Source organism: Nonomuraea sp. NPDC002799, assembly GCF_053592075.1.
The window spans coordinates 118,170-137,110 of record NZ_JBSFVA010000009.1; the positions used below are offsets into that span (position 1 = coordinate 118,170).

At 70.0% G+C, this 18,941-nt stretch carries 19 protein-coding genes; 10 read left to right on the top strand and 9 right to left on the bottom strand.

What is annotated here, in order from left to right; genetic code table 11:
* Window positions 1-4: 4 nt before the first annotated feature.
* Window positions 5-973, bottom strand: a complete 969-nt coding sequence (locus ACWD0F_RS18940) for a DUF3616 domain-containing protein (protein WP_449877041.1) — start codon at window positions 971-973, stop codon at window positions 5-7.
* 170 nt (window positions 974-1,143) lie between these two features.
* On the opposite strand from ACWD0F_RS18940, the gene ACWD0F_RS18945 reads away from it, so the two are divergent.
* From ACWD0F_RS18945 to ACWD0F_RS18970, 6 genes are all read left to right on the top strand, one after another.
* Window positions 1,144-1,932: a hypothetical protein gene (locus ACWD0F_RS18945; RefSeq protein WP_449877044.1), complete on the top strand. Its 789-nt coding sequence runs from the start codon at window positions 1,144-1,146 to the stop codon at window positions 1,930-1,932.
* 37 nt (window positions 1,933-1,969) lie between these two features.
* Entirely contained in the window at window positions 1,970-3,889 is a 1,920-nt protein-coding gene (ftsH, locus tag ACWD0F_RS18950; protein WP_449877046.1) for an ATP-dependent zinc metalloprotease FtsH, read from the top strand.
* 68 nt (window positions 3,890-3,957) lie between these two features.
* Complete coding sequence (locus ACWD0F_RS18955; RefSeq protein ID WP_449877049.1) at window positions 3,958-4,545, top strand: DUF937 domain-containing protein; 588 nt, start codon at window positions 3,958-3,960, stop codon at window positions 4,543-4,545.
* Window positions 4,546-4,563: 18 nt separating this feature from the next.
* Entirely contained in the window at window positions 4,564-5,145 is a 582-nt protein-coding gene (locus ACWD0F_RS18960) for a Maf family protein (RefSeq protein ID WP_449877051.1), read from the top strand.
* Window positions 5,146-5,155: 10 nt separating this feature from the next.
* Window positions 5,156-5,890, top strand: a complete 735-nt coding sequence (locus tag ACWD0F_RS18965; protein WP_449877053.1) for an EI24 domain-containing protein — start codon at window positions 5,156-5,158, stop codon at window positions 5,888-5,890.
* 269 nt (window positions 5,891-6,159) lie between these two features.
* Entirely contained in the window at window positions 6,160-7,239 is a 1,080-nt protein-coding gene (locus ACWD0F_RS18970) for a DUF4192 domain-containing protein (RefSeq protein ID WP_449877055.1), read from the top strand.
* A gap of 374 nt (window positions 7,240-7,613) precedes the next feature.
* Here the strand turns inward: ACWD0F_RS18970 and ACWD0F_RS18975 are convergent, their stop codons facing one another.
* On the bottom strand, window positions 7,614-8,000 hold the full coding sequence (locus ACWD0F_RS18975) for a tautomerase family protein (protein ID WP_449877057.1): 387 nt from the start codon (window positions 7,998-8,000) through the stop codon (window positions 7,614-7,616).
* A gap of 61 nt (window positions 8,001-8,061) precedes the next feature.
* Between ACWD0F_RS18975 and ACWD0F_RS18980 the strand changes: the two genes are divergently transcribed.
* Window positions 8,062-8,535, top strand: coding sequence for a MarR family winged helix-turn-helix transcriptional regulator (locus ACWD0F_RS18980; protein WP_449877059.1), 474 nt, complete (start codon window positions 8,062-8,064; stop codon window positions 8,533-8,535).
* A 149-nt stretch (window positions 8,536-8,684) separates the two neighbouring features.
* Here ACWD0F_RS18980 and ACWD0F_RS18985 read toward each other — a convergent pair whose 3' ends face one another.
* The gene (locus ACWD0F_RS18985) at window positions 8,685-10,178 is read right to left on the bottom strand and encodes a hypothetical protein (protein ID WP_449877061.1); all 1,494 of its coding nucleotides are present in this window, start codon (window positions 10,176-10,178) and stop codon (window positions 8,685-8,687) included.
* Between the two features lie 505 nt (window positions 10,179-10,683).
* Window positions 10,684-11,028 (bottom strand): hypothetical protein, encoded by a 345-nt coding sequence (locus ACWD0F_RS18990; protein WP_441127234.1) that lies wholly within the window; start codon window positions 11,026-11,028, stop codon window positions 10,684-10,686.
* Between the two features lie 133 nt (window positions 11,029-11,161).
* Between ACWD0F_RS18990 and ACWD0F_RS18995 the strand changes: the two genes are divergently transcribed.
* On the top strand, window positions 11,162-11,755 hold the full coding sequence (locus ACWD0F_RS18995) for a DUF4870 domain-containing protein (RefSeq protein WP_449877064.1): 594 nt from the start codon (window positions 11,162-11,164) through the stop codon (window positions 11,753-11,755).
* 317 nt (window positions 11,756-12,072) lie between these two features.
* Here ACWD0F_RS18995 and ACWD0F_RS19000 read toward each other — a convergent pair whose 3' ends face one another.
* The 3 genes from ACWD0F_RS19000 to ACWD0F_RS19010 form a co-directional block, all read right to left on the bottom strand.
* Entirely contained in the window at window positions 12,073-12,819 is a 747-nt protein-coding gene (locus ACWD0F_RS19000; RefSeq protein ID WP_449877066.1) for a septal ring lytic transglycosylase RlpA family protein, read from the bottom strand.
* A 577-nt stretch (window positions 12,820-13,396) separates the two neighbouring features.
* A complete protein-coding gene (locus ACWD0F_RS19005) occupies window positions 13,397-14,920 on the bottom strand; it encodes an ATP-dependent DNA ligase (RefSeq protein ID WP_449877068.1) in 1,524 nt (507 codons plus the stop codon).
* 212 nt (window positions 14,921-15,132) lie between these two features.
* Window positions 15,133-15,507, bottom strand: a complete 375-nt coding sequence (locus ACWD0F_RS19010) for an FKBP-type peptidyl-prolyl cis-trans isomerase (RefSeq protein ID WP_449877070.1) — start codon at window positions 15,505-15,507, stop codon at window positions 15,133-15,135.
* Between the two features lie 77 nt (window positions 15,508-15,584).
* Here ACWD0F_RS19010 and ACWD0F_RS19015 point away from each other — a divergent pair, with 77 nt between their 5' ends.
* On the top strand, window positions 15,585-16,340 hold the full coding sequence (locus tag ACWD0F_RS19015; RefSeq protein ID WP_449877072.1) for an SDR family NAD(P)-dependent oxidoreductase: 756 nt from the start codon (window positions 15,585-15,587) through the stop codon (window positions 16,338-16,340).
* A 77-nt stretch (window positions 16,341-16,417) separates the two neighbouring features.
* Here ACWD0F_RS19015 and ACWD0F_RS19020 read toward each other — a convergent pair whose 3' ends face one another.
* Window positions 16,418-17,857 (bottom strand): GuaB1 family IMP dehydrogenase-related protein, encoded by a 1,440-nt coding sequence (locus tag ACWD0F_RS19020; protein WP_449877074.1) that lies wholly within the window; start codon window positions 17,855-17,857, stop codon window positions 16,418-16,420.
* 96 nt (window positions 17,858-17,953) lie between these two features.
* Between ACWD0F_RS19020 and ACWD0F_RS19025 the strand changes: the two genes are divergently transcribed.
* Window positions 17,954-18,406 carry a GyrI-like domain-containing protein gene (locus ACWD0F_RS19025; protein ID WP_449877076.1) on the top strand — a complete coding sequence of 151 codons (453 nt, stop codon included), beginning with the start codon at window positions 17,954-17,956 and terminating at the stop codon, window positions 18,404-18,406.
* A gap of 5 nt (window positions 18,407-18,411) precedes the next feature.
* On the opposite strand, the gene ACWD0F_RS19030 is transcribed toward ACWD0F_RS19025, so the two are convergent.
* Window positions 18,412-18,939 carry a TetR/AcrR family transcriptional regulator gene (locus ACWD0F_RS19030; RefSeq protein ID WP_449877078.1) on the bottom strand — a complete coding sequence of 176 codons (528 nt, stop codon included), beginning with the start codon at window positions 18,937-18,939 and terminating at the stop codon, window positions 18,412-18,414.
* Window positions 18,940-18,941 lie beyond the last annotated feature (2 nt).

Genomic DNA, 18,941 nt, shown 5'->3' on the forward strand with positions numbered 1-18,941 from the left:
GTCGCTAGATCGTGAAGACGTCGGCCAGCACGCCGCCGGCCGGGGTGATCCGGGCGGGCGACGGGCTGTCGTAGACGACCATGAGCCGGCCGTCGCCCAGCCGGGCCAGCCCTTCCGGATGGTCGCAGCGCGCGCCGAAGGGCAGCTCCAGCACCGTGTCCAGCTCGTCGCGCGGCACGACCCCCTGCCGCCGGGGTCCTGGCCGCCAGCGCAGCACGCGTACCGGGCCGTCGAGGTCCATGGTCGGCCCGGCCAGGATCAGCAGCGAGTCGCCGTCCGGGCACAGGTCCCGCACGCCCAGCCCGCTCAGATCCAGGAAATGCTTGCGGTACGGCTCCCGCAACCGCAGCCGCCCCCGCCCGGCGTCGTCGATCCGCAGCTCCAGCAGCACCGCCCAGCCCCGCAGCACGGGACCGCGCAGCCCCAGATAGACCCGTTCGGACAGGACGGCGATGCCCTCGACGTCGAACCCGTTGTCCTTGCCCGGCAGCGCCAGGAACGGCCCCACGTGCCGGTCGTCGCGCAGGTACGTGGTCAGATTCCGCGCGCCCGCCAGGACCGACCCCGGCTGCGGGATCTCGGTGCCGGGAGCCAGCGGCAGGCGGGCCAGGATGAACCGGTTCTCCTCCCTGACCACCGTGGCCAGGCGGTCGGCGGCCTTCTCCGGATCCTTCGACTTGGCCCGCTTGCGCTTGAGGCTGTGCGAGCCGACCAGCCACAGGTGCCCGTCGGCCCGGGCCAGGCCCTCGATGTCGGCCTCCTCGTCGGGGCCGGCCGGCAGCTCGACGTAGTCGGCCAGGGGGAACGTGCGCTGGCCGCCGAAGTGGTCGCCGGTCCACGTCAGGTGCTCGAAGGTCGCGGTCTCGTCGCCCGCGACCCAGAGGCCCGTCGCGCTCTGCCGGATGGCCGAGAGATTCGTGTGGGTTTCCGACGCGCGTGAGGTGTCGTCGAAGCGCAGCTCAACCTGTTCCACGAAGCCATGATTGCACTTCGGTCGCTTCCTGGGCGCAATGGCGGGATTTGTCGTACGCTCCCGTCGTGCTCGATGGGGAAGATGAGATCAAGGGTTCTGGTGTGGGAACCGCCGACAGGCCAGGAACCCTTGTTTCACCGCCCAGACGCTCCCGCATCGGAGATATCCGGATGCGGGTGCTGTACCGGGGGCTCGCCGTGGTCGCGGCCGTCGTGGCCGCCGCCGCGACGCTGACCGTGGTGCTCCCGGCCCAGCCGGACGAGGTCGTCGCGGGGCCGGTAACCGCGCCATCGGTCGCGCCCACCTCGTCCGGCTCCGTACCGTCGGTTCCCCCGCCCGCTCTCAGCGCGGCCCCCACCGCTGCTCCCCCTGCGGTCGCCACCCCGAAGGCGACGCCGTCCGGCCGCTCCTCCCTCGCGCCCGGTTACACGGCCATGGAGGCCCTGTACGCCGACCGGCGCGTCCCCCGGCTGACCGGCGCGGTCAAGCGCATGCGCCTGCCCAAGCCGTCCCGGCGGGTCATCAAGGACACGCGCGTCGGGCTCGCGGTGCCGAGGCTGGCGGGGCCGTGGAAGGCGTACGGGCCGGCGCCGTTCACCACCAAGCAGGTGCTGCCGAAGACGCGCGGCAGCAGCCTGCGCGGGATCTTCGTGAGCTGCCCGCTCCCGATCATGGCGCAGCGCTCGGCGCGTGACACGGCGCTGCTGGCGGCCCGCTGGACGCTCAACCACCACCCCAAGGGCGCGCGGATCGGCTGGCTGGCCTCGCAGCCGGTCAAGGACGGCTGGATGCTCGTCTACCGCGTCACGTACGGCAAGCGCACGTCGCGGGCGGCCGTCGTGATCATGGATGGGGGAATGAGCAAGCCGGGACTGGTGTTCGTATCAGTGCCTGACTCGCAGCGAAAGCAGTGGCGTGACATCGGCCGCGTGGTCTCCGGGGTGCGTGTTCTAGGCTGAAAGATCATGTATTGCGGCGATATGGGGGAGTGACGCCGTGGAACGCTCTGGACCGCCACAGGCCACCAAGAAGGGCAAGGGCAAACCGCCCTGGCGCTCGGAAGGCCTGCCGGGGACACCCGGAGGCCGGCCCAAGATCAACTGGTGGCGATTCGTCGTCACCCTTCTCGTCGTGTACGCGGGCTTCTTCGTGGTGTCGTCGTTCGTCGACAGCGAATCCGTCGAGACGGTCTCCTACACCGAGTTCACCAAGCAGGTGAACGCCAAGAACGTCAAGGACATCTACGCGCAGGGCCTGTCCGTCGAGGGCGACCTCCGGACGTCGGCGAAGAACCCCGAGGGCGGCGAGACCTACACCAAGTTCGCCACCGAGATCCCGGCCTTCGTCAGCACCGACCGGCTCGACCAGCAGCTCGCCGCCGGCAACGTGGAGATCACTTCCCAGCCGATCACCCGCGGCTTCTTCTCCAACCTGCTGCTGTCGTTGCTGCCCGTGCTGCTGCTGGCCGGCCTCTGGATCTGGATCATGCGCCGCGGCGCCAGCATGATGGGCGGCGGCCTGGGCGGGCTCGGCAAGTCCAAGTCGGCCAAGCCGGTCGAGGCCACCAAGGTGCGGGTCACCTTCGACGACGTCGCGGGCATCGACGAGGTCGAGAACGAGCTCGTCGAGATCGTCGACTACCTCAAGGACCCCGACAAATACCGCCGGCTGGGCGCGAAGCTGCCCAAGGGCGTGCTGCTGGCGGGGCCTCCGGGCACCGGCAAGACCCTGCTGGCCAGAGCCGTCGCGGGTGAGGCCAAGGTCCCCTACTTCTCGGCCTCCGCCTCCGAGTTCATCGAGATGATCGTCGGCGTGGGCGCCTCGCGCGTGCGCGACCTGTTCGAGGAGGCGCGGAAGGTGGCGCCGTCGATCGTGTTCATCGACGAGATCGACGCCATCGGCCGGGCCAGGGGCGGCGCCGGCGGCCTCGGCGGCCACGACGAGCGCGAGCAGACGCTCAACCAGATCCTGACCGAGATGGACGGCTTCTCGGGCGCCGAGGGCGTGATCGTCATCGGGGCCACCAACCGGCCCGAGGTCCTGGACCCGGCGCTGCTGCGTCCTGGGCGCTTCGACCGTACGGTGCAGGTCGGGTTGCCCGACGCGCTGGGCCGCGCCGAGATCCTGCGGGTGCACACGCGCGGCGTGCCGCTGGACGGCGAGGTCAGCGCCGAGCAGCTCGCCAAGACCACCCCCGGCATGACGGGCGCCGACCTGGCCAACCTGGTCAACGAGGCCGCCCTGCTCGCCGCCAAGCGCGGCAAGGAGAAGGTCACCATGGCCGACTTCGCCGACGCGCTGGAGAAACTGCAGCTCGGCGCGGCCCGCAGCATCGTGATGCCGCAGGAGGAGCGGGTCAGGACCGCCTACCACGAGGCCGGGCACGCGCTGCTCGGGATGCTCCAGCCGGGCGCCGACCCGGTCAGGAAGATCTCGATCATCCCGCGCGGCCGGGCGCTCGGCGTCACGCTCTCGACCCCCGACACCGACCGGTACGCCTACGACGAGCCGTACCTGCGCGGCCGCATCACCGGCGCGCTCGGCGGCATGGCGGCCGAGCAGGTCATCTTCGGCGTCATCACCACCGGCGCCGAGAACGACCTGGAGCAGGTCACCATGATCGCCCGCGGCATGGTCGGCCGCTGGGGCATGTCGGAGAAGGTCGGCCCGCTGACCATCCTGCCCAGCGACGGTCAGGCGCCGCAGGCCTCGCCCGCCACGCTGGCCACCGTCGACGAGGAGGCGCGGCGGATCGTGGACGAGTGCTACGAGCGCGCCGTCGAGGTGCTCTCCGAGAACCGCGACAAGCTCGACAGCATCGTCACCGCCCTGCTCGAACACGAGACGCTCGACGAGACCAGGGCGTACGCCGCGGCCGGTCTGCCCCGCAAGTCCGCAGATTTTTCCGAGAATTAGAGCAGATCGGGCATTGGCTCGATCGGGGTCAGGGCAGTTCCCCCGAGAGAACGAATCGGGGGACTGTCGTGACACTGAATGACGAGCTTCTCGCCCAGCTCGGAGACTCAGGACTGGAACAGATCGCCGCAATGCTGGGCACCGACCCCTCGACGGCCCGGGAAGTGATTTATGCCATATCGGGGACCATCGTCGGGGGCATGGCACGCAACGTTCAGCACCCGGACGGCGCGGACGCCCTGCGCGGGGCGCTCGACGACCACAAGGACACCGACCCGTTCAACGGTGACGTGGCCTCGCTGACCCGCGACGGGCACAACATCCTCGGGCACGTGCTGGGCGGGCAGGGCACCGAGACGGCGGCGGCGGGGTTGTCGCAGCTCGCCGGAATCGACTCCGGCACCATCATGAAGCTGCTGCCCCTGATCGCACCCATGATCATGTCGCTGCTCGCCGACCGGGCCGCCGGCCAGAACATGGACGCCGGCGCCGTGGCCGACCAGCTCGACCGTGAGCAGTCGGCCGTGCCCGGCGGGCTGTCCGACCTGCTCGGCAGGCTGCTGAGCAACATCTTCGGGGGCGGAGTGCCGCAGCAGGCCGGGCCGTACGAGGAGAGCCCCCAGCCCGCCAGGGGGACGTCGAACCCCGACTGGTGACCCCGGTAGGCTGGCACGGTGATCGTTCTGGCTTCAGCCTCCCCCGCCCGCCTTGCCCTGCTGCGCACTGCCGGGCTCGATCCCAAGGTGATCGTCAGCGGCGTCGACGAGGAGACATACTCGGCTTACAGCCCGGCGGCGCTCAGCCTGACGCTGGCCAAGGCGAAGGCCGAGAAGGTCGCGGGCGGGCTGGACGAGGGGCTGGTCATCGGCTGCGACTCGATCCTGGAGCTCGACGGCCGCCCCTACGGCAAGCCGGCCACGGCGGAGGAGGCCACCGAGCGCTGGCGGGTCCTGCGCGGCCGCACCGGGCGCCTGGTGACCGGCCACTGCGTCATCGACGTGGCGGCGGGCCGGCAGGTCGCGGAGGTGGCCAGCACCGTGATCCACTTCGGCCTGCCCTCCGCCGACGAGGTCGCCGCCTACGTCGCGACCGGTGAGCCGCTCGGCCTGGCCGGGGCGTTCAGCATCGAGGGGCGCGGCGGGTGGTTCGTCGACGGCATCGAGGGCGACCACGGCAACGTGCTCGGCATCTCGCTGCCGCTGATTCGCGAGTTGTTCGCGGAGCTGGGCTACGCGGTGACGTCCTTCTGGCGCTAGCCTGCCGGGCATGCGTTCACTGCGTGACTTCACCGCCGGCATCGGCTTCTTCATCCAGGGGTTCGGATGGGTGGCCCGGAACGGGCGGTGGTGGCTGTTCGGGCTGATTCCGGCGCTGATCGCCTTCGCCGTCTACGTGGTGGCGCTGATCTTCCTCGGCACCAACGCGGCCGACCTGGCCGAGTTCCTGACGCCGTTCGCGGATTCGTGGAGCTGGCGTGAGCTGTTCAGGACGCTGGTGGGGATCGCGCTGTTCCTGGGCGGGCTGACGCTGGCGGTGCTGACGTTCGTGGCGCTCACGCTGGCGATCGGGGAGCCGTTCTACGAGAAGTTGTCGGCGGCGGCGGACACGCTGGAGACGGCGGAGGAGCAGCCGTGGTGGCGGACGTTGCCGCGCTCGATCAGGGACAGCCTGGTGACGCTGTTCTGGGTGCTGCTGTTCACGATCCCGCTGTTCGTGCTGGGGTTCGTGCCCGTGGTGGGGCAGACGGTGGTGCCGGTGCTCGGCGCCGCCCTTTCCGGATTTTTCCTGACAGTCGAGCTCACGACGCTGGCTCTGGAGCGGCGCGGCATGGCACGCAAGCAGCGCTTCGCGCTCCTGCGCGCCAACAAGGCGAGTGCGCTGGGGTTCGGGGTGGCGGTCTTCCTGCTGTTCCTGGTGCCGCTCGTGGCGGTGATCGCGATGCCGGCGGCGGTGGCGGGCGCCGCCCTGCTCGTACGCACCCGCCTCTCCCCAACCCCCTGACCTTGCCCGGCCCGCCTGTTCGGTACGGCGCCGCCGCCTTGGCCGGCCTACCTGCACCTTTGCTCGGCCTGCATCTGCCTGGCCTGTCTGCATCTGGCCTGCATCTCGCCTGGCCTGCATCTCGCCTGGCCTGCATCTTGCCTGGCCCGCGTCTTGCCAGGTCTGCACCGGTGGCAAGGTTATCCACAGGCCCAGCCGCGCCCACCCCCTCATCCCCAGAACGCCGCTCGGCGTTTCTCGCCCCTCCGCGCTTCGGCACCCTAACGGGCATGACGACCACCAACACCTCCGAGTCCTGCCTCACCCTGAGCAGCCCCAGCGACATCCTCGCCGCGGTCCCCTATCTCGTCGGCTTCCACCCGAGCCGCAGCCTCGTCGTCATCGGGCTCGGCCGGGCCCAGGCCAAGGTGGTGACCAGATGGAGCCTGCCCCTCCCGCCCGACACCCTCGATCCGCTGACCCTCGTCTTCGAGAGGGAGGGCGTCACGGAGATGGTCATCATCGGCTACGGCCCCGGGCATCTGGTCACACCGGCGGTGGACGAGGCCCGGCTCCTGGCCACCTCGTCAGGAGTCCACGTCGGCGAGGCCCTGCGAGCCCACGAGGACCGCTACTGGTCCTATGTCTGTGACCTCCCCAGATGCTGCCCACCGGAGGGCACCCCGTACGACTCCTCCACCAGCCGGATAGCCGCCGAGGCGACCGTGCGCGGCCTGGTGGCCCTCCCCGACCGCGAAGCCCTGGAACGCACCACGGCCCCGGTCACGGGCCCGGTGCGGCTGGCGATGCGCCGGGCCACGGCCGAGGCGATCGCGGAGGTCCGAGCCGAGCTCACCCAAGCCGCCCACCTCGACGCCTTCGCCCAGCGGTTCATCACCGAGGGCCTCAGCCGAGTCCGCGCCGCCCTGACCATCCACGACGCAGGCGGCCGCCTGACCGACGCGGAGGCCGCCAGACTCGGCCTCGACCTGACGGTCACCAGGATCCGCGACGAGGCCTGGACCCTCATGCGCGAGTCCCACGCACTCCTGTGGAAGGACCTGACCCGGCGGCTGGAGCCCCGCTTCACACCTCCCGCCGCCTCCCTGCTGGCCATGGCCGTCTGGCAGGGGGGAAGCAGCGTCCAGGCCACGATCGCCCTCGAACGCGCCCTGGCCATCGATCCCAGTTACTCGATGGCCAACCTCCTCATGCACGCCCTGCAGAATCTCCTCTCGCCCGCCATCCTCGGCGACCGCCTGCCGACCCCGGCTGAGCTCGACGCGGCCATGGGCCCGCCCCACCCCGCCTGGCTCCTCCCCTTGGTCGCCCTCCTCGACGCGGAAGACCCGCCAGAGCCCCCGGGATGACCTGAGTCCCGAGAACGTCGCACCACCTGACGGCGGCAAGAAGGCGGTGCCCACTCGCTGGACCGGAGGCGCCGCCTTCTGATGGGCCGTCCCCCCGCTGCACCGGGCGCGCCGCCATTCCTGCTGACGCGTGTCCACCTACTCGATCACTACGCCGCCGGGGCGCCGGACAGTCAGATTCCGGCAGGTGGGCACCACGTCCGGCCCGGATAGGACCTCATCTCATGCGTATCCAGCACCGTTCCGCACGCCACCGAGGTCATCGACCAGCACGCTGCTCCCGAACGTTCCGGTGCGGGGAACGTGCGTGCCCTGCCCAGCCACGAGCTGGTGCCGGCCTGTTCGACGCAGTCCTGAAGGAGCTGAGCCGGCGGCTAACTGTCGACGATCACACCTCCGACTGCGGTGCGGCCCGCCGGGGTGGCGACGAGCTCGACCGTGATGGTGTCGCGCAAGTGCGCTCCGAGGACGTCGGCGACGGCGTCGGTGACGGTTCGCACGAGCTTGGCCATGAGCTCACCGCTGTCGGGACGGTGGAACGCCGCCTCGCGGATGCCGAACACGATCGCGGGTGCGGCCTCGTCGACCGGCTTGCCCCGCAGACCCCACCGTCCGGCGGGTACGCCGTCGAGGTGGATGACCGCGACGTCGCGCGCCCACTCGCCGTACACGTCGGTCACTGCGTCGGTCAGCGCGGCGATGAGGGCCGATTCGTGACCCTGGAGCTGCTCCTCCAGGATTCGGACCGTCAGATGTGGCATGGTAAGTCTCCTGTTTGTTCTCAAACTAGCTTTGATGTCAAAGGTAATAGCGAGGTGCCAGATGGTCAACAAAGCGGACGCGGACGGCATGACCACCGACCAGGCGGTGCGGGCCATGCTGCTGCTGATGCCCAAGCTCGTGGGGCGAGCCAAGCGCCTGCCCGTCCCGGAGGCGCTGCGGACGCTCGACCTCGCGCCCCGCCATCTGTCCCTGCTGGCCTACCTGCAGTACGACGGCTCCCTCACGGTGAGCCAACTGGCGGAGCGCCTGGAGGTCGCTCCGACGACCATCAGCCTCATGGTGGGTGACCTGTCTCGCCGTGGTGTCCTGACGCGAGAAGAGGACGATGCCGACCGGCGACGGCGGGTCGTCGCGATCGCACCGCAGTACGTCGAGCCGATCCACGAGTGGCTGGCGGGCAGCGCGCTGACGTGGGCCGAGGTCCTGTCCGACCTCACGCCGGCCGAGCGCGCCACGATCGTGCGGACGATGCGTGCCTACGAGACCGCCTTGGACAAGCGAATGCACGGCTGAGCCGAAGATCACGCATGTGCGATGCCGGCCGGCTCAGAGCGTTGGCCCCCGTTCCTGGGCCGACAAGGCCACCGGCCGGTGGTTGCTTACTCCAAAGCAGGCTTGGGGGTGCCTGGGCCGCGCGACCTGCTCCCAGGCGTTCACTCGCTTCAGGGCCGAGACGCAGCGGACGTTGGGACGTGCGGCTGCTCGCGGGCGACGAGCGCGCCGAGGGCGGCGGCGAGGAGGGGCAGGCTGGCGACGACGGCCGCGATCGCCGGCCAGGGGGGCTCGAACGGTACCCGTTCCGGTGCCTCCCACGTGGTCGGCACCGTCAGAGGCCACAGCAGCAACATCCCGGCGGGGCATCCGGCGACCGCGCCAAGGACCGTTCCGCACAGGGCGCTCAGACCCGCGCGGGTGGCGCAGAACCACCGGAAGGCCGCGGCCGATCCGTTGCCGGCCCGCCTCAGGACCCGGGACTGGCGCGCGTTCGCGGCCTTGCCGAAGCCGGCGGCCAGTGCGCACGCGAGGGCGAGGAAAAACGCCGCCGTGACGACGGGCAGCCACCCGGTCGAAGCCTCGAAGCCCCGCTCAAGGTAGGTTTTCGCGACCGCTTCGTCCAGGCGGTCGTTGAGGCGCTCCTGCTCCTGCACCGTGACGCGGCGGAGAGTGGGGTCGACGATCAGCTCGTCCGGTTGTAGCGGGAAGCCGAGGTCCCGGACGATCTTCGAGGGAAGGAAGATCGTCTGCATGTGCGGGTCGGCGGTCCTGGCGATGACCGCCCGGACGGTTTTGGTCGCCACCTCGTCGTTCTCGTTGACATTGTAGGAGAGCTCGACCGAGTCGACCCGCACGTCGGCTGACGTGATCACCACGGCCGTGCCCTCGTCGTACGGCGTTGACTGATCGCCCGTGAGGTAGCGCAGCAGCTTCTCGTCGCCGATGGCCTCATTCCAATAGACGGCCTCCTCCGGTACCTCGACGTTCTCCGCCCTCGCGCGGAAATACCAGGGTGGGTCGGGAAGGCGCTCGCTGTGGGCGATCGGCACCCCGGGTAACTCCCGTTCGATCGCCGCTCGTACGGTGCCCGCATCCGCCGCCGAGAACGGCTCCGAGACGATGCTGCTCGACTGGACCAATAAGGTGCCAGGCCGGGCCTGGGGAGCGTATTCGGCCCTGCTCTGCGTCGTTACGCCGACCGCGATGACCGTCAGCGCGATGCCGAAGGCCGTCGCCATCATCGCCAGCGTGATCGCGAGCGCCGTGTGAGCACGACGGTGGGCCAGGTCGCGGGCCGCCAGACGGAAGGGCGGCGGCAGCCGTTCCGCGTACCAACTGGAGATCTCCAGCAGCCATGAAGGCAGCGGGCCGAGCCCGGCGACAAGCAGGCCCGCGCCGATGAGGGTGATCAGCAGCATCACGAGGGATTCGAGGCCGCCGTAGCGCGATTCCCCGCGCCCCAGCCACGCGCCGAACCCCATCAACAAGACACCGCCGAACGACACGAACAGTCCCCCGACGACGAATGTCCGGCTCATGAACGCGTGGCGGTTGGGCGGGGCGGAGAGCACCGCGGCGAGGACGGTCCCGACCGCGGGAACGCTCGCGAACAGAACGAAGAACACGGTTATGAATGCGTAGCGCGAAAGATCGAAAAGCATGGCGGAATCGTAGTGATCCGCAACGGCCATGCATATGCTCGCTCGCCACGCCGCGCCCGCAGCTACGCGATCCTGTGCCGCCCACGCTGCGCCTGCAGTTACACGAGCCCGTGCCGCCCTACCCGCGCAGCTACACGAGCCCGCACCGCCCACGCTCGCCCATGGCTACGCGATCCGTGCCACCCCCGCTTGTGAAGATCGGGATGGCGCTTGGTGATCAGGTGCTTGTTCCACCGGTCGGCCCGGTAGCGCCCCGCGTGCGGGTTGGGTGTGGACGTCGCCGCTGCGTCCGCGTGCCGGCGACATCCCCTGGGTGTCCAGAGTCCATGCTGAGGCCGGGAGGCCGGTGGGGTGACCGGCTTCCCGGCGGGTTATGTCACAACCCGGTTTGTTGGGGACCGAGCCGAAATCATGGCAATGGCCGAAGCCGACGCGATGACCGAGCCGGCCGGTACGGCTGTCAGCCGAGCCAGGATGGCCACGGATCGTCAATAGGGGTTATGGGTTACAGGCTGCCTTCCTCACGACGCCGGCGCTCGTTGTAAGCCCGCATGCGTTGCGGATACCCGGTGAGCTGCACGTCGTACACCGGCAGGGCAAGGTCACGAGCGACCTTGTGAATCACCGCGGGGGAACCGACGCGGCGTCTTGTCCACTCGCCGTCGTCGGCCACCGCCACGGCGGTCGTGTCGGTGGCGAACGTCTCAGGCTCGACGTAGAACTCGACGCCTCGCCGTGAACGGGCAAAGGCGATGAGCGCCTCAATATCGGCGTCTGTCGCCTCACGGTCGAACTTCGCGATTTTAGGGCCGCGGCGCCGACGAAGGCCGTAGCGGTCTCGCCATCTCATGAGTCCTTTTTATACCGTCTGGAAGGCCGGCGTCGGGGATGATCTCGGGGATGAATCCGGGATTCTCCGGATAGCACCCGCCTCTCCGGGGACGCAGTATGTGGGGTGACTGACCGATTCTTGAAGGAGAGGCATGGCGATTATGGCTGGGGTACCGACAACCCCCGGGCCGGGACAGGTGCCGTCAGCTCATCTGCGCGTCACCCACCAGGACCGAGAGCATGTGGTCGAGCACGTCAAGTCCGCCTACGCGGAGGGCCGGTTCGACAAGCTCGAGTTCGACGACCGTCTGGAGCGCGCGATGACGGCGCGTACCCACGGCGACCTGATGCCGATCATGACCGAGCTGTACGGCACCCAGGCCGTCCCCCAGTTCGACCCGCGGCCTTCTCCGGTACGCCCCGCGCATGCGCCGGAGAGCAACGAACGCCTCGGCGCCTCCGTGGCTCACCTGCTGATGCTCATCGGGATTCCGGTCATCGCGCCGCTCATCCTGCTGCTCACCGGGGGAAAGACGTCGCCCTTCATCCGCAAGCACGCTCTGGAGGCACTCAACTTCCAGCTCACGGTGGTGGGCGCGACGATTCTGCTGCCGTTCACCGTCATCGGCGTGATACTCGTGCCGTTCATCTGGGTCGCGGCCGTCGTCCTGTCCATCGTCGCCGGCGTCTCCGCTCTCTCCGAGGGGAATTTCCGCTATCCGATGACGATCCGCTTGGTGAAGTGATCCGGCCAAGCGGCCGGTCAAATAGCATCCGGCGGATGTATTAGCGGGCCGGGCGATATACCGTTTCGGCTGGCAGCTGGCCGCCGCCGGCATCTGATGCGCATCCGTTCGGACAAGTGCCGCAACCGGGTCGGCCGTGGGCCGATCCGGCGAGGTGAGATGACGCGCTGGGGCAAATGCCGATTCGGCTCCCGGCCGTTATCGCCTCTGGCTGCCTTTCATAACGATTCGGCTGCTGTCGACATCAAGCCATTTTCGGGTGGCTCAGTGTCGTTCGAAGGGCGCGGGTGTCTTTGTGGTGCTTGAGGCGACCCGGGTCAGCGTGCCAGCACCTCGTACTTGACCCTCATCACCCCGGAGTCCGTGTTGCCGATGGCGGAGAAGGCGGCTGCGGACAGGTCGAGACAGCGGTCGCCGGCGTACGGGCCACGGTCGTTGATGCGGACCGTGACGGATGCGCCGCTGTTCGGATTGATGACGCGGACCTTGCTGCCCAGGGGGAGGGTCTTGTGGGCGGCGGTCATGGCTGACGGGTTGAAACGTTCGCCGCTGGCCGTCATCTGGGGTTCGTCGTAGAAGGAGGCTCCGCAGGTGCCCGAGGAGAGCACCCGGTGCTTCGACTTCCTGGACTCGGTCTTGGCCTTGGACTCGACGGTCTTGGGCCCGGAGCTTTCGATATCGGAGCGCGGGGTCTCGGAGTGCTCGGTGTCAGTGGTGCTCGCCTCGGCGGTCTTGGACTCAGGCGCCTTGGGTTCGGTGGTCGCGGCCCCAGACGTCTTGGGCGCCGCGCTCTCGGGAGGTTTCGGGTGGGCGCCCGCCGGAGGCTTGAGCGTGGGAGACGGGGTCGGCCGGCGGGCGGGGTCGTTCGGGGACGACTTGGCCGGGGTGGGGGAGGAGGCCGCGTTCAGGATGCGCGTGGGGGCCTCGTCGTTGGCCATGGCCGCCCATGCGGTGGTGGAAGCGGTGGCGATGACGGCCGCGCCTGCGACGACGGCGGTCCAGCGGCGCTTGCCGAAGGAGGGCTTGCGGTCCTGAGAAGACGTCTTGAGCGAGTGCTGGCCCAACGTAAACCACGGTCCTAGATGGGGGACAGGAGAGGGAAAGGCCAGGCCAAGGGGGGTGGCGGCGGGCCGGCGGCCAATCCGTGCGCGGGTGGGGATCCCGCGGTGGGGAAGAACATATGCGACAAACAGCGAGTAAAGACAACTTAATGGGATATCAAGTGATATATCTCACTTAAGAGCACGATTGCCCAGAACGCCGAGCGTTCGCCGAGGATCTTCGGGCCTCTGGGGAATGGGGAAATGTCCGGCATGTGGAGGAAGGCGTGCGGGACGCGACGATCTAGGGCTGTCCCTATATGCAGCAGGGCTGCCAGCTCCGGGGAAGGCCGCCGATATCGGGGAAAGCCGTCGGCGGGGCGGCGGAAACGATCAATTCACGCGGGCTCGCCGGAGGGAGAAAGTCGCGCGGGCTCGCGGGAGGGAGAAAGTCGCGCGGGCTCGCGGGAGGGAGAAAGTCGCGCGGGCTCGCGGGAGGGAGAACTCGCGCGGGCTCGCGAGGGAGAACTCGCGCGGGCTCACCGGGAAAGATGCGTGACGTGGTGAGGCGGCTGCTCGCTGGCGGGCTCGCGTTCGGTGGTCAGAGCATGAGGGAGCGCACGGTGTCCACCGTGTCGGCGTCCTCGACCCGCTTGTCCGGGCGGTAGCGGAGCACGCGGGCGAAGCGCAGAGCCATGCCCCCGGGATAGCGGGGCGAGCGCTGCACGCCGTCGAAGGCGATCTCCACCACCAGCTCCGGCCGCAGATTGACCGTCCAGTCGTCGGTCGGCCCGTCGGCGAGTTCGAGGAAGCGCTCGGTCTGCCAGGCCAGCAGCTCGTCCGTCAGCCCTTTGAACGTCTTGCCCAGCATCACGAACCCGCCCTCCGGATCGCGCGCCCCCAGATGGAGGTTGGAGAGCTTGCCCTCGCGGCGGCCGTGGCCCCATTCGGCGGCCAGGACCACCAGGTCGAGCGTGTGCCGGGGCTTGACCTTGATCCAGCCGGCGCCCCGCCGGCCCGCCGCGTAAGGGGAGGACAGCGCCTTGACCACCAGGCCCTCGTGGCCCGCCTTGACCACGTCGGTGAAGAACTCCTCCGCCTCGGCCAGGTCTCCCGTGACCAGCCGCGGCGTGAGAAGGCCCGGCGGGACCGTGCGCGCCAGGGCCTCCTGGCGCTCCGAATAGGGCAGGTCGAGCAGGTCGGCGCCGTCCACGCGCAGTGCGTCGAAGAAGAAGACGCTCAACGGGGTCCGCTCGCGCAACTGGGCGACGTTGGTCTTGCTGGACACCCGGCTCGCGGTGATCTGGAACGGATGCGGCCGCCCGTCGGAGCGCAGCGCGATCACCTCGCCGTCCAGCACCAGATCCTCGGACGGCATCGCCAGCACGGCCTCGACCAACTCGGGCACCTGCGCGGTGATGTCGTCGAGCGTACGCGTGAAGACCCGCACGTCGGAGCCCGCACGGTGCGCCTGCACCCGGACGCCGTCGAGCTTCCACTCCAGCGCCGCGGGCGTGCCCGCCTTCTCCAGAGCCGCGGCCACCTTGGGCGCGCTGCCCGCCAGCATGGGCGAGATCGCCCGCCCCACCTCCAGCCGGAACGCGTGCAGCGCCGTCACCCCGCCGGTCAGCGCGGCGGCCCCGACCGCGGGCAGCCAGCCGCGCAGCGTGAGCGCCCGGCGCACGTCGGCCGACGGAGCCCCGGACGCCTTGGCCACCGCCTCGATCATGACGCCGTCGAGGGCGCCCTGCCGCAGCTCGCCGTGGAGCAGCCGGCTCATGAACTGCTGCTCCTGGCTCGTCAGACCCGCGAACAGCCCGGCCACCGCGGCCCTGCGCGCCGCCTGGGAGCCCGGCCCGGCCACCGCCTTGATCCCGGACAGCAGCTCGTCGACCGCGGTCAGCGTGGCCGTGGCGGCCAGCTTGGGCTGGGGGAGGTCCTCCAGGGTGCGCCAGCCCACGCCCACCTGCCGCTGGGGCAGCTCCCCCGAGAGGTAGGAGATCGCGATCTCCGCCTCCGCCGGGCTGACCCGGCCCAGCAACTCGGCCAGATGACCGACCTTGCCCAGCCTGGCGGACGTGCGCGTCACCGCCTCGGACACTCGGACCACGTCGATCAGAAGCACACGCCTATGTTGCCTCACCAAGCCGACATTTCCCCAGTCGGATCAGGTGTCGATGTCGCTGGTGTCTCCGGCGTTTCCGCGGTCACGACGGCAGTCGAACGCCGCAGTACCCGGACACGCGCCCGGACACGCGCCCGGACACGCGTACGGGGCGGGACGCCGTGTGGTGTCCCGCCCCGTACGTCGGCTCGCCCGTGGGCGGCCGGTGACCGCTAGCTGACGCCGAGCAGGTCGACGACGAAGATGAGCGTCTCGTTCGGCTTGATGGCCGCGCCGGCGCCACGGCTGCCGTAGCCGAGGTGCGGCGGGATGACCAGCTTGCGCCGGCCGCCGACCTTCATGCCCGCGACCCCCTGGTCCCAGCCCGCGATGACGCGCCCGCCGCCGAGCGGGAACTCGAAGGCGTCGCCGCGGTTCCACGACGCGTCGAACTCCTCGCCGGTGGAGAACGCGACGCCCACGTAGTGAACCTTGACGTTGTGGCCAGGCTTGGCCTCGGTGCCGTCGCCCACGGTCAGATCGACGATTTCGAGGTCCTTGGGCGGGTTGCCCCCGGGAAAGTCGATCTCGGGCTTCTCGAGTGCCACGAAGTGCTCCTGTTGATGATGGTTGACGATCGGAATGGACCCGACGACTCTATGCGGTCGGGATATCGTCGTCGTTCATGGCCGCCCTTTCTCCTGACGCGATCCTGCTCTCCGGTCGCGTGGCCGTCGTGACCGGCGCGGCCAGAGGCATCGGGCTGGCGATCGCGGAGGCGTTCGCCGCGTTCGGCGCCCACGTCGCGGTCTGCGACCGCGACAAGCCGCGGGCGGAGCTGGCGATGCGGCTCGACGTGCGCGACCACGTGGCGGTGGAGGTGTTCGCCCAGGCCGTACGCGAGCGCTGGGGCCGCGTCGACGTGCTGGTCAACAACGCGGGCGGCACCTTCCACGCCGCGTTCGCCGACACCTCCCCGCGCGGCGAGCAGATCCTCATCGAGGAGAACTTCACGCAGGTCACCGGCATGACCCGCAGGCTGCTGCCGTTGATGCCGGCGGGCGCGTCGATCATCAACATCACCTCCAGCGAGGCGCACCAGGCCGCGCCGGGGTTCGCGGTGTACGCGGCGATGAAGGCCGGGCTGGAGAGCCTGACGAAGACGCTGGCGCTGGAGCTGGCGCCCCGGGGCATCCGGGTGAACGCGATCGCCCCCGACGCCCTGAGGACCGAGGGTGAGGCGGGGGTACGCGAGCGCATGCTGGCCCGCCCGCTGCCCTACGACCCCGTACGCGTGCCGCCGCTCGGCCACCTCGGCGAGCCGGGGGACGCCGCGCGGGCGGCCGTGTTCCTGGCCAGCGACCTGGCGAGGTTCGTGACGGGGACGACGCTGCACGTGGATGGCGGCATCAACGCCGCGGGCGGCTGGAGACGGACTTAGCGTCCGGCCCAGCCGCCCACCCAGCAGGCCGGGCGGCTCAGCCCCAAAGCCCAGCCGCCCACCCAGCAGCCAGGGGCTTACCAGCTCTGGTGCAGCGGCATGCCCTCCGCGAACCCGGACGAGCCCTGGATCCCCACGACCGCCTGCTCGTGCAGCTCCTCCAGCGTCGCCGCCCCCGCGTACGTGCACGACGACCGCAACCCCGCCACGATGGCGTCGATCTGATCCTCCACACTCGGCCGCCGCGGATCCAGATACATCCGGGAGGTCGAGATGCCCTCCTCGAACAACGCCTTCCTGGCCCGGTCGAACGCCGAGTCCTCCGCCGTCCTGAGCAGCACGGCGCGGGCGGAGGCCATGCCGAAGTTCTCCTTGTACTTGCGCCCGTCCGCGTCCGTCCTGGTGTCGCCGGGCGACTCGTACGTGCCCGCGAACCACGACCCGATCATCACGTTGGACGCTCCCGCGGCGATCGCCAGGGCCACGTCGCGCGGATGGCGCACCCCGCCGTCCGCCCACACGTGCCGTCCCAGCCGGCGAGCCTCGCCCGAGCACTCCAGCACGGCGGAGAACTGCGGCCGCCCCACACCGGTCATCATCCGCGTGGTGCACATGGCGCCAGGGCCCACTCCGACCTTGAGGATGTCGGCCCCGGCGGCCACCAGGTCGCGTACGCCCTCGGCCGTCACCACGTTGCCCGCCGCGACGGGCACTCCGGGGTCGAGGGCCCGGACGGCGCGCAGCGCGGAGATCATCTTCTCCTGGTGACCGTGCGCGGTGTCCACGACGAGGCAGTCGATCCCGGCTTCGAGCAGCTCCTTGGACCTGGCGGCCACGTCGCCGTTCACGCCGACCGCGGCCGCGACGCGCAGCCGGCCCTGGGCGTCGACGGCCGGCTGGTAGAGGGTGGCGCGCAGCGCGCCGGTGCGGGTGAGGATGCCGACCAGCCGGCCCTCGTCGTCCACGATGGGCGCGAGCCGGTGCCGCCCCCCGTGCAGCCGGTCGAAGGCGGCGCGCGGGTCGAGCCCGGCGGGCAGGGTCAGCAGCTCGCTGGACATGACGTTGGAGAGCTGCGTGAACATGTCCACGCCCTGGCAGTCGGCCTCGGTCACGACGCCGACGGGCCGGTTCTCCCAGTCGACGACGATGACCGCGTTGTGGGCCCGCTTGGGCAGCAGTTGCAGCGCCTCGCCGACGGTGTCGTGCGGGGTCAGCGCCAGCGGCGTGTCGTGGACGAGGTCGCGTTTCTTGACCCAGTCGACGACGTCCGCCACGACGTCCAGCGGGATGTCCTGGGGGATCACGGTGATGCCGCCCCGCCGTGCGACGGTCTCGGCCATGCGGCGGCCCGCGACCGCGGTCATGTTGGCCACGACGACGGGGATGGTGGTGCCGGTGCCGTCGTTGGTCGAGAGGTCGACTGCGAGCCGGGAACCGATCGAAGAGCGCGACGGGACCATGAACACGTCGCTATAGGTCAAATCGTGGTGAGGTGCGAGGTCGTTAAGAAACTTCACGTTCATCCATCATATGGGGCGACAGTGTCATCAAGGGGTTTCCCCCTTTCTCGCGGGCTTATGATCGGCCGGGACACATTTGGGGGAGGGAGGCTTGTGGACGTCACCGATAGAGCAGAGCTGACCGTGGTCGGCATCGCCGTACGCACCACTAATGCCGATGAGATGGACCCCGCTCGGGCCAAGCTGCCCGCGCTGTGGGGCCGGGCGGGCGCGCCGGGGGCCTTCGCGCACGTGCCCGGCCGCGTCGACGAGAATCTGTACGCCGTGCTGACCGACTACGAGAGCGACCACCACGGCGCTTACACCCAGATCGTCGGCACCGCCGTGCGCACCGTGCCGCGGCTGCCCGAGGGCATGGTGGCGGTGCGTGTGCCGGCCGCCCAGTCGCTGCGGCTGGCGGCGCGCGGCTCGATGCCGCAGGCTCTGGCCGAGGCGTGGCAGCAGGTGTGGCAGCACACCGAGTCGGGCGGCACGCCGGCGCGCGCGTTCACCACCGATCTTGAGGTGCACCACCGGGAGGGCGCCGACCTCTACGTGGCCGTGTAGAGCCGCTAGATCTTCGGCAGGCCGAGCGCGGCGGCCGCCGCTTCGACCGCCGCCGGCCTGACCTCCTCCATCGGCAGATGGGCATACTCCACCGCGCAGTCGGACATCCCGCCGAGGGCCACCGTCGCGCTGATGTGCTGCGCCGTCGTGAGCTCGGTCCCGAACAGCAGGACGATGAGCCGCCGCCGCCAGGCGAACATGCGCTCGCCCAGATCCAGATAGCCCAGCGTGGACAACTCGCGCACCATCATGACGATCACCTCGCGGTGCCGCCAGAGCATCTCGAAGTAGTCCTCCAGCAGCGCCCGCGCGTCGCCGGCCGTCCGCGTGGCCACGAACCGCTCGATGTCCTCCACCAGCGGCTGCACGATGCTGCGCACCAGCTCGTCGCGGGAGGCGAAGTAGTAGTAGAGCGCGGGCTTGGTGATGCCCAGCCGGTCTGAGATCTGGCGCAGGCTGGTGTTCTGCACGCCTTGCTGCACGAACAGCTCGCGTGCCACCGCCTGGATGCGGGCCTTGGTGTCACTGGGCATGA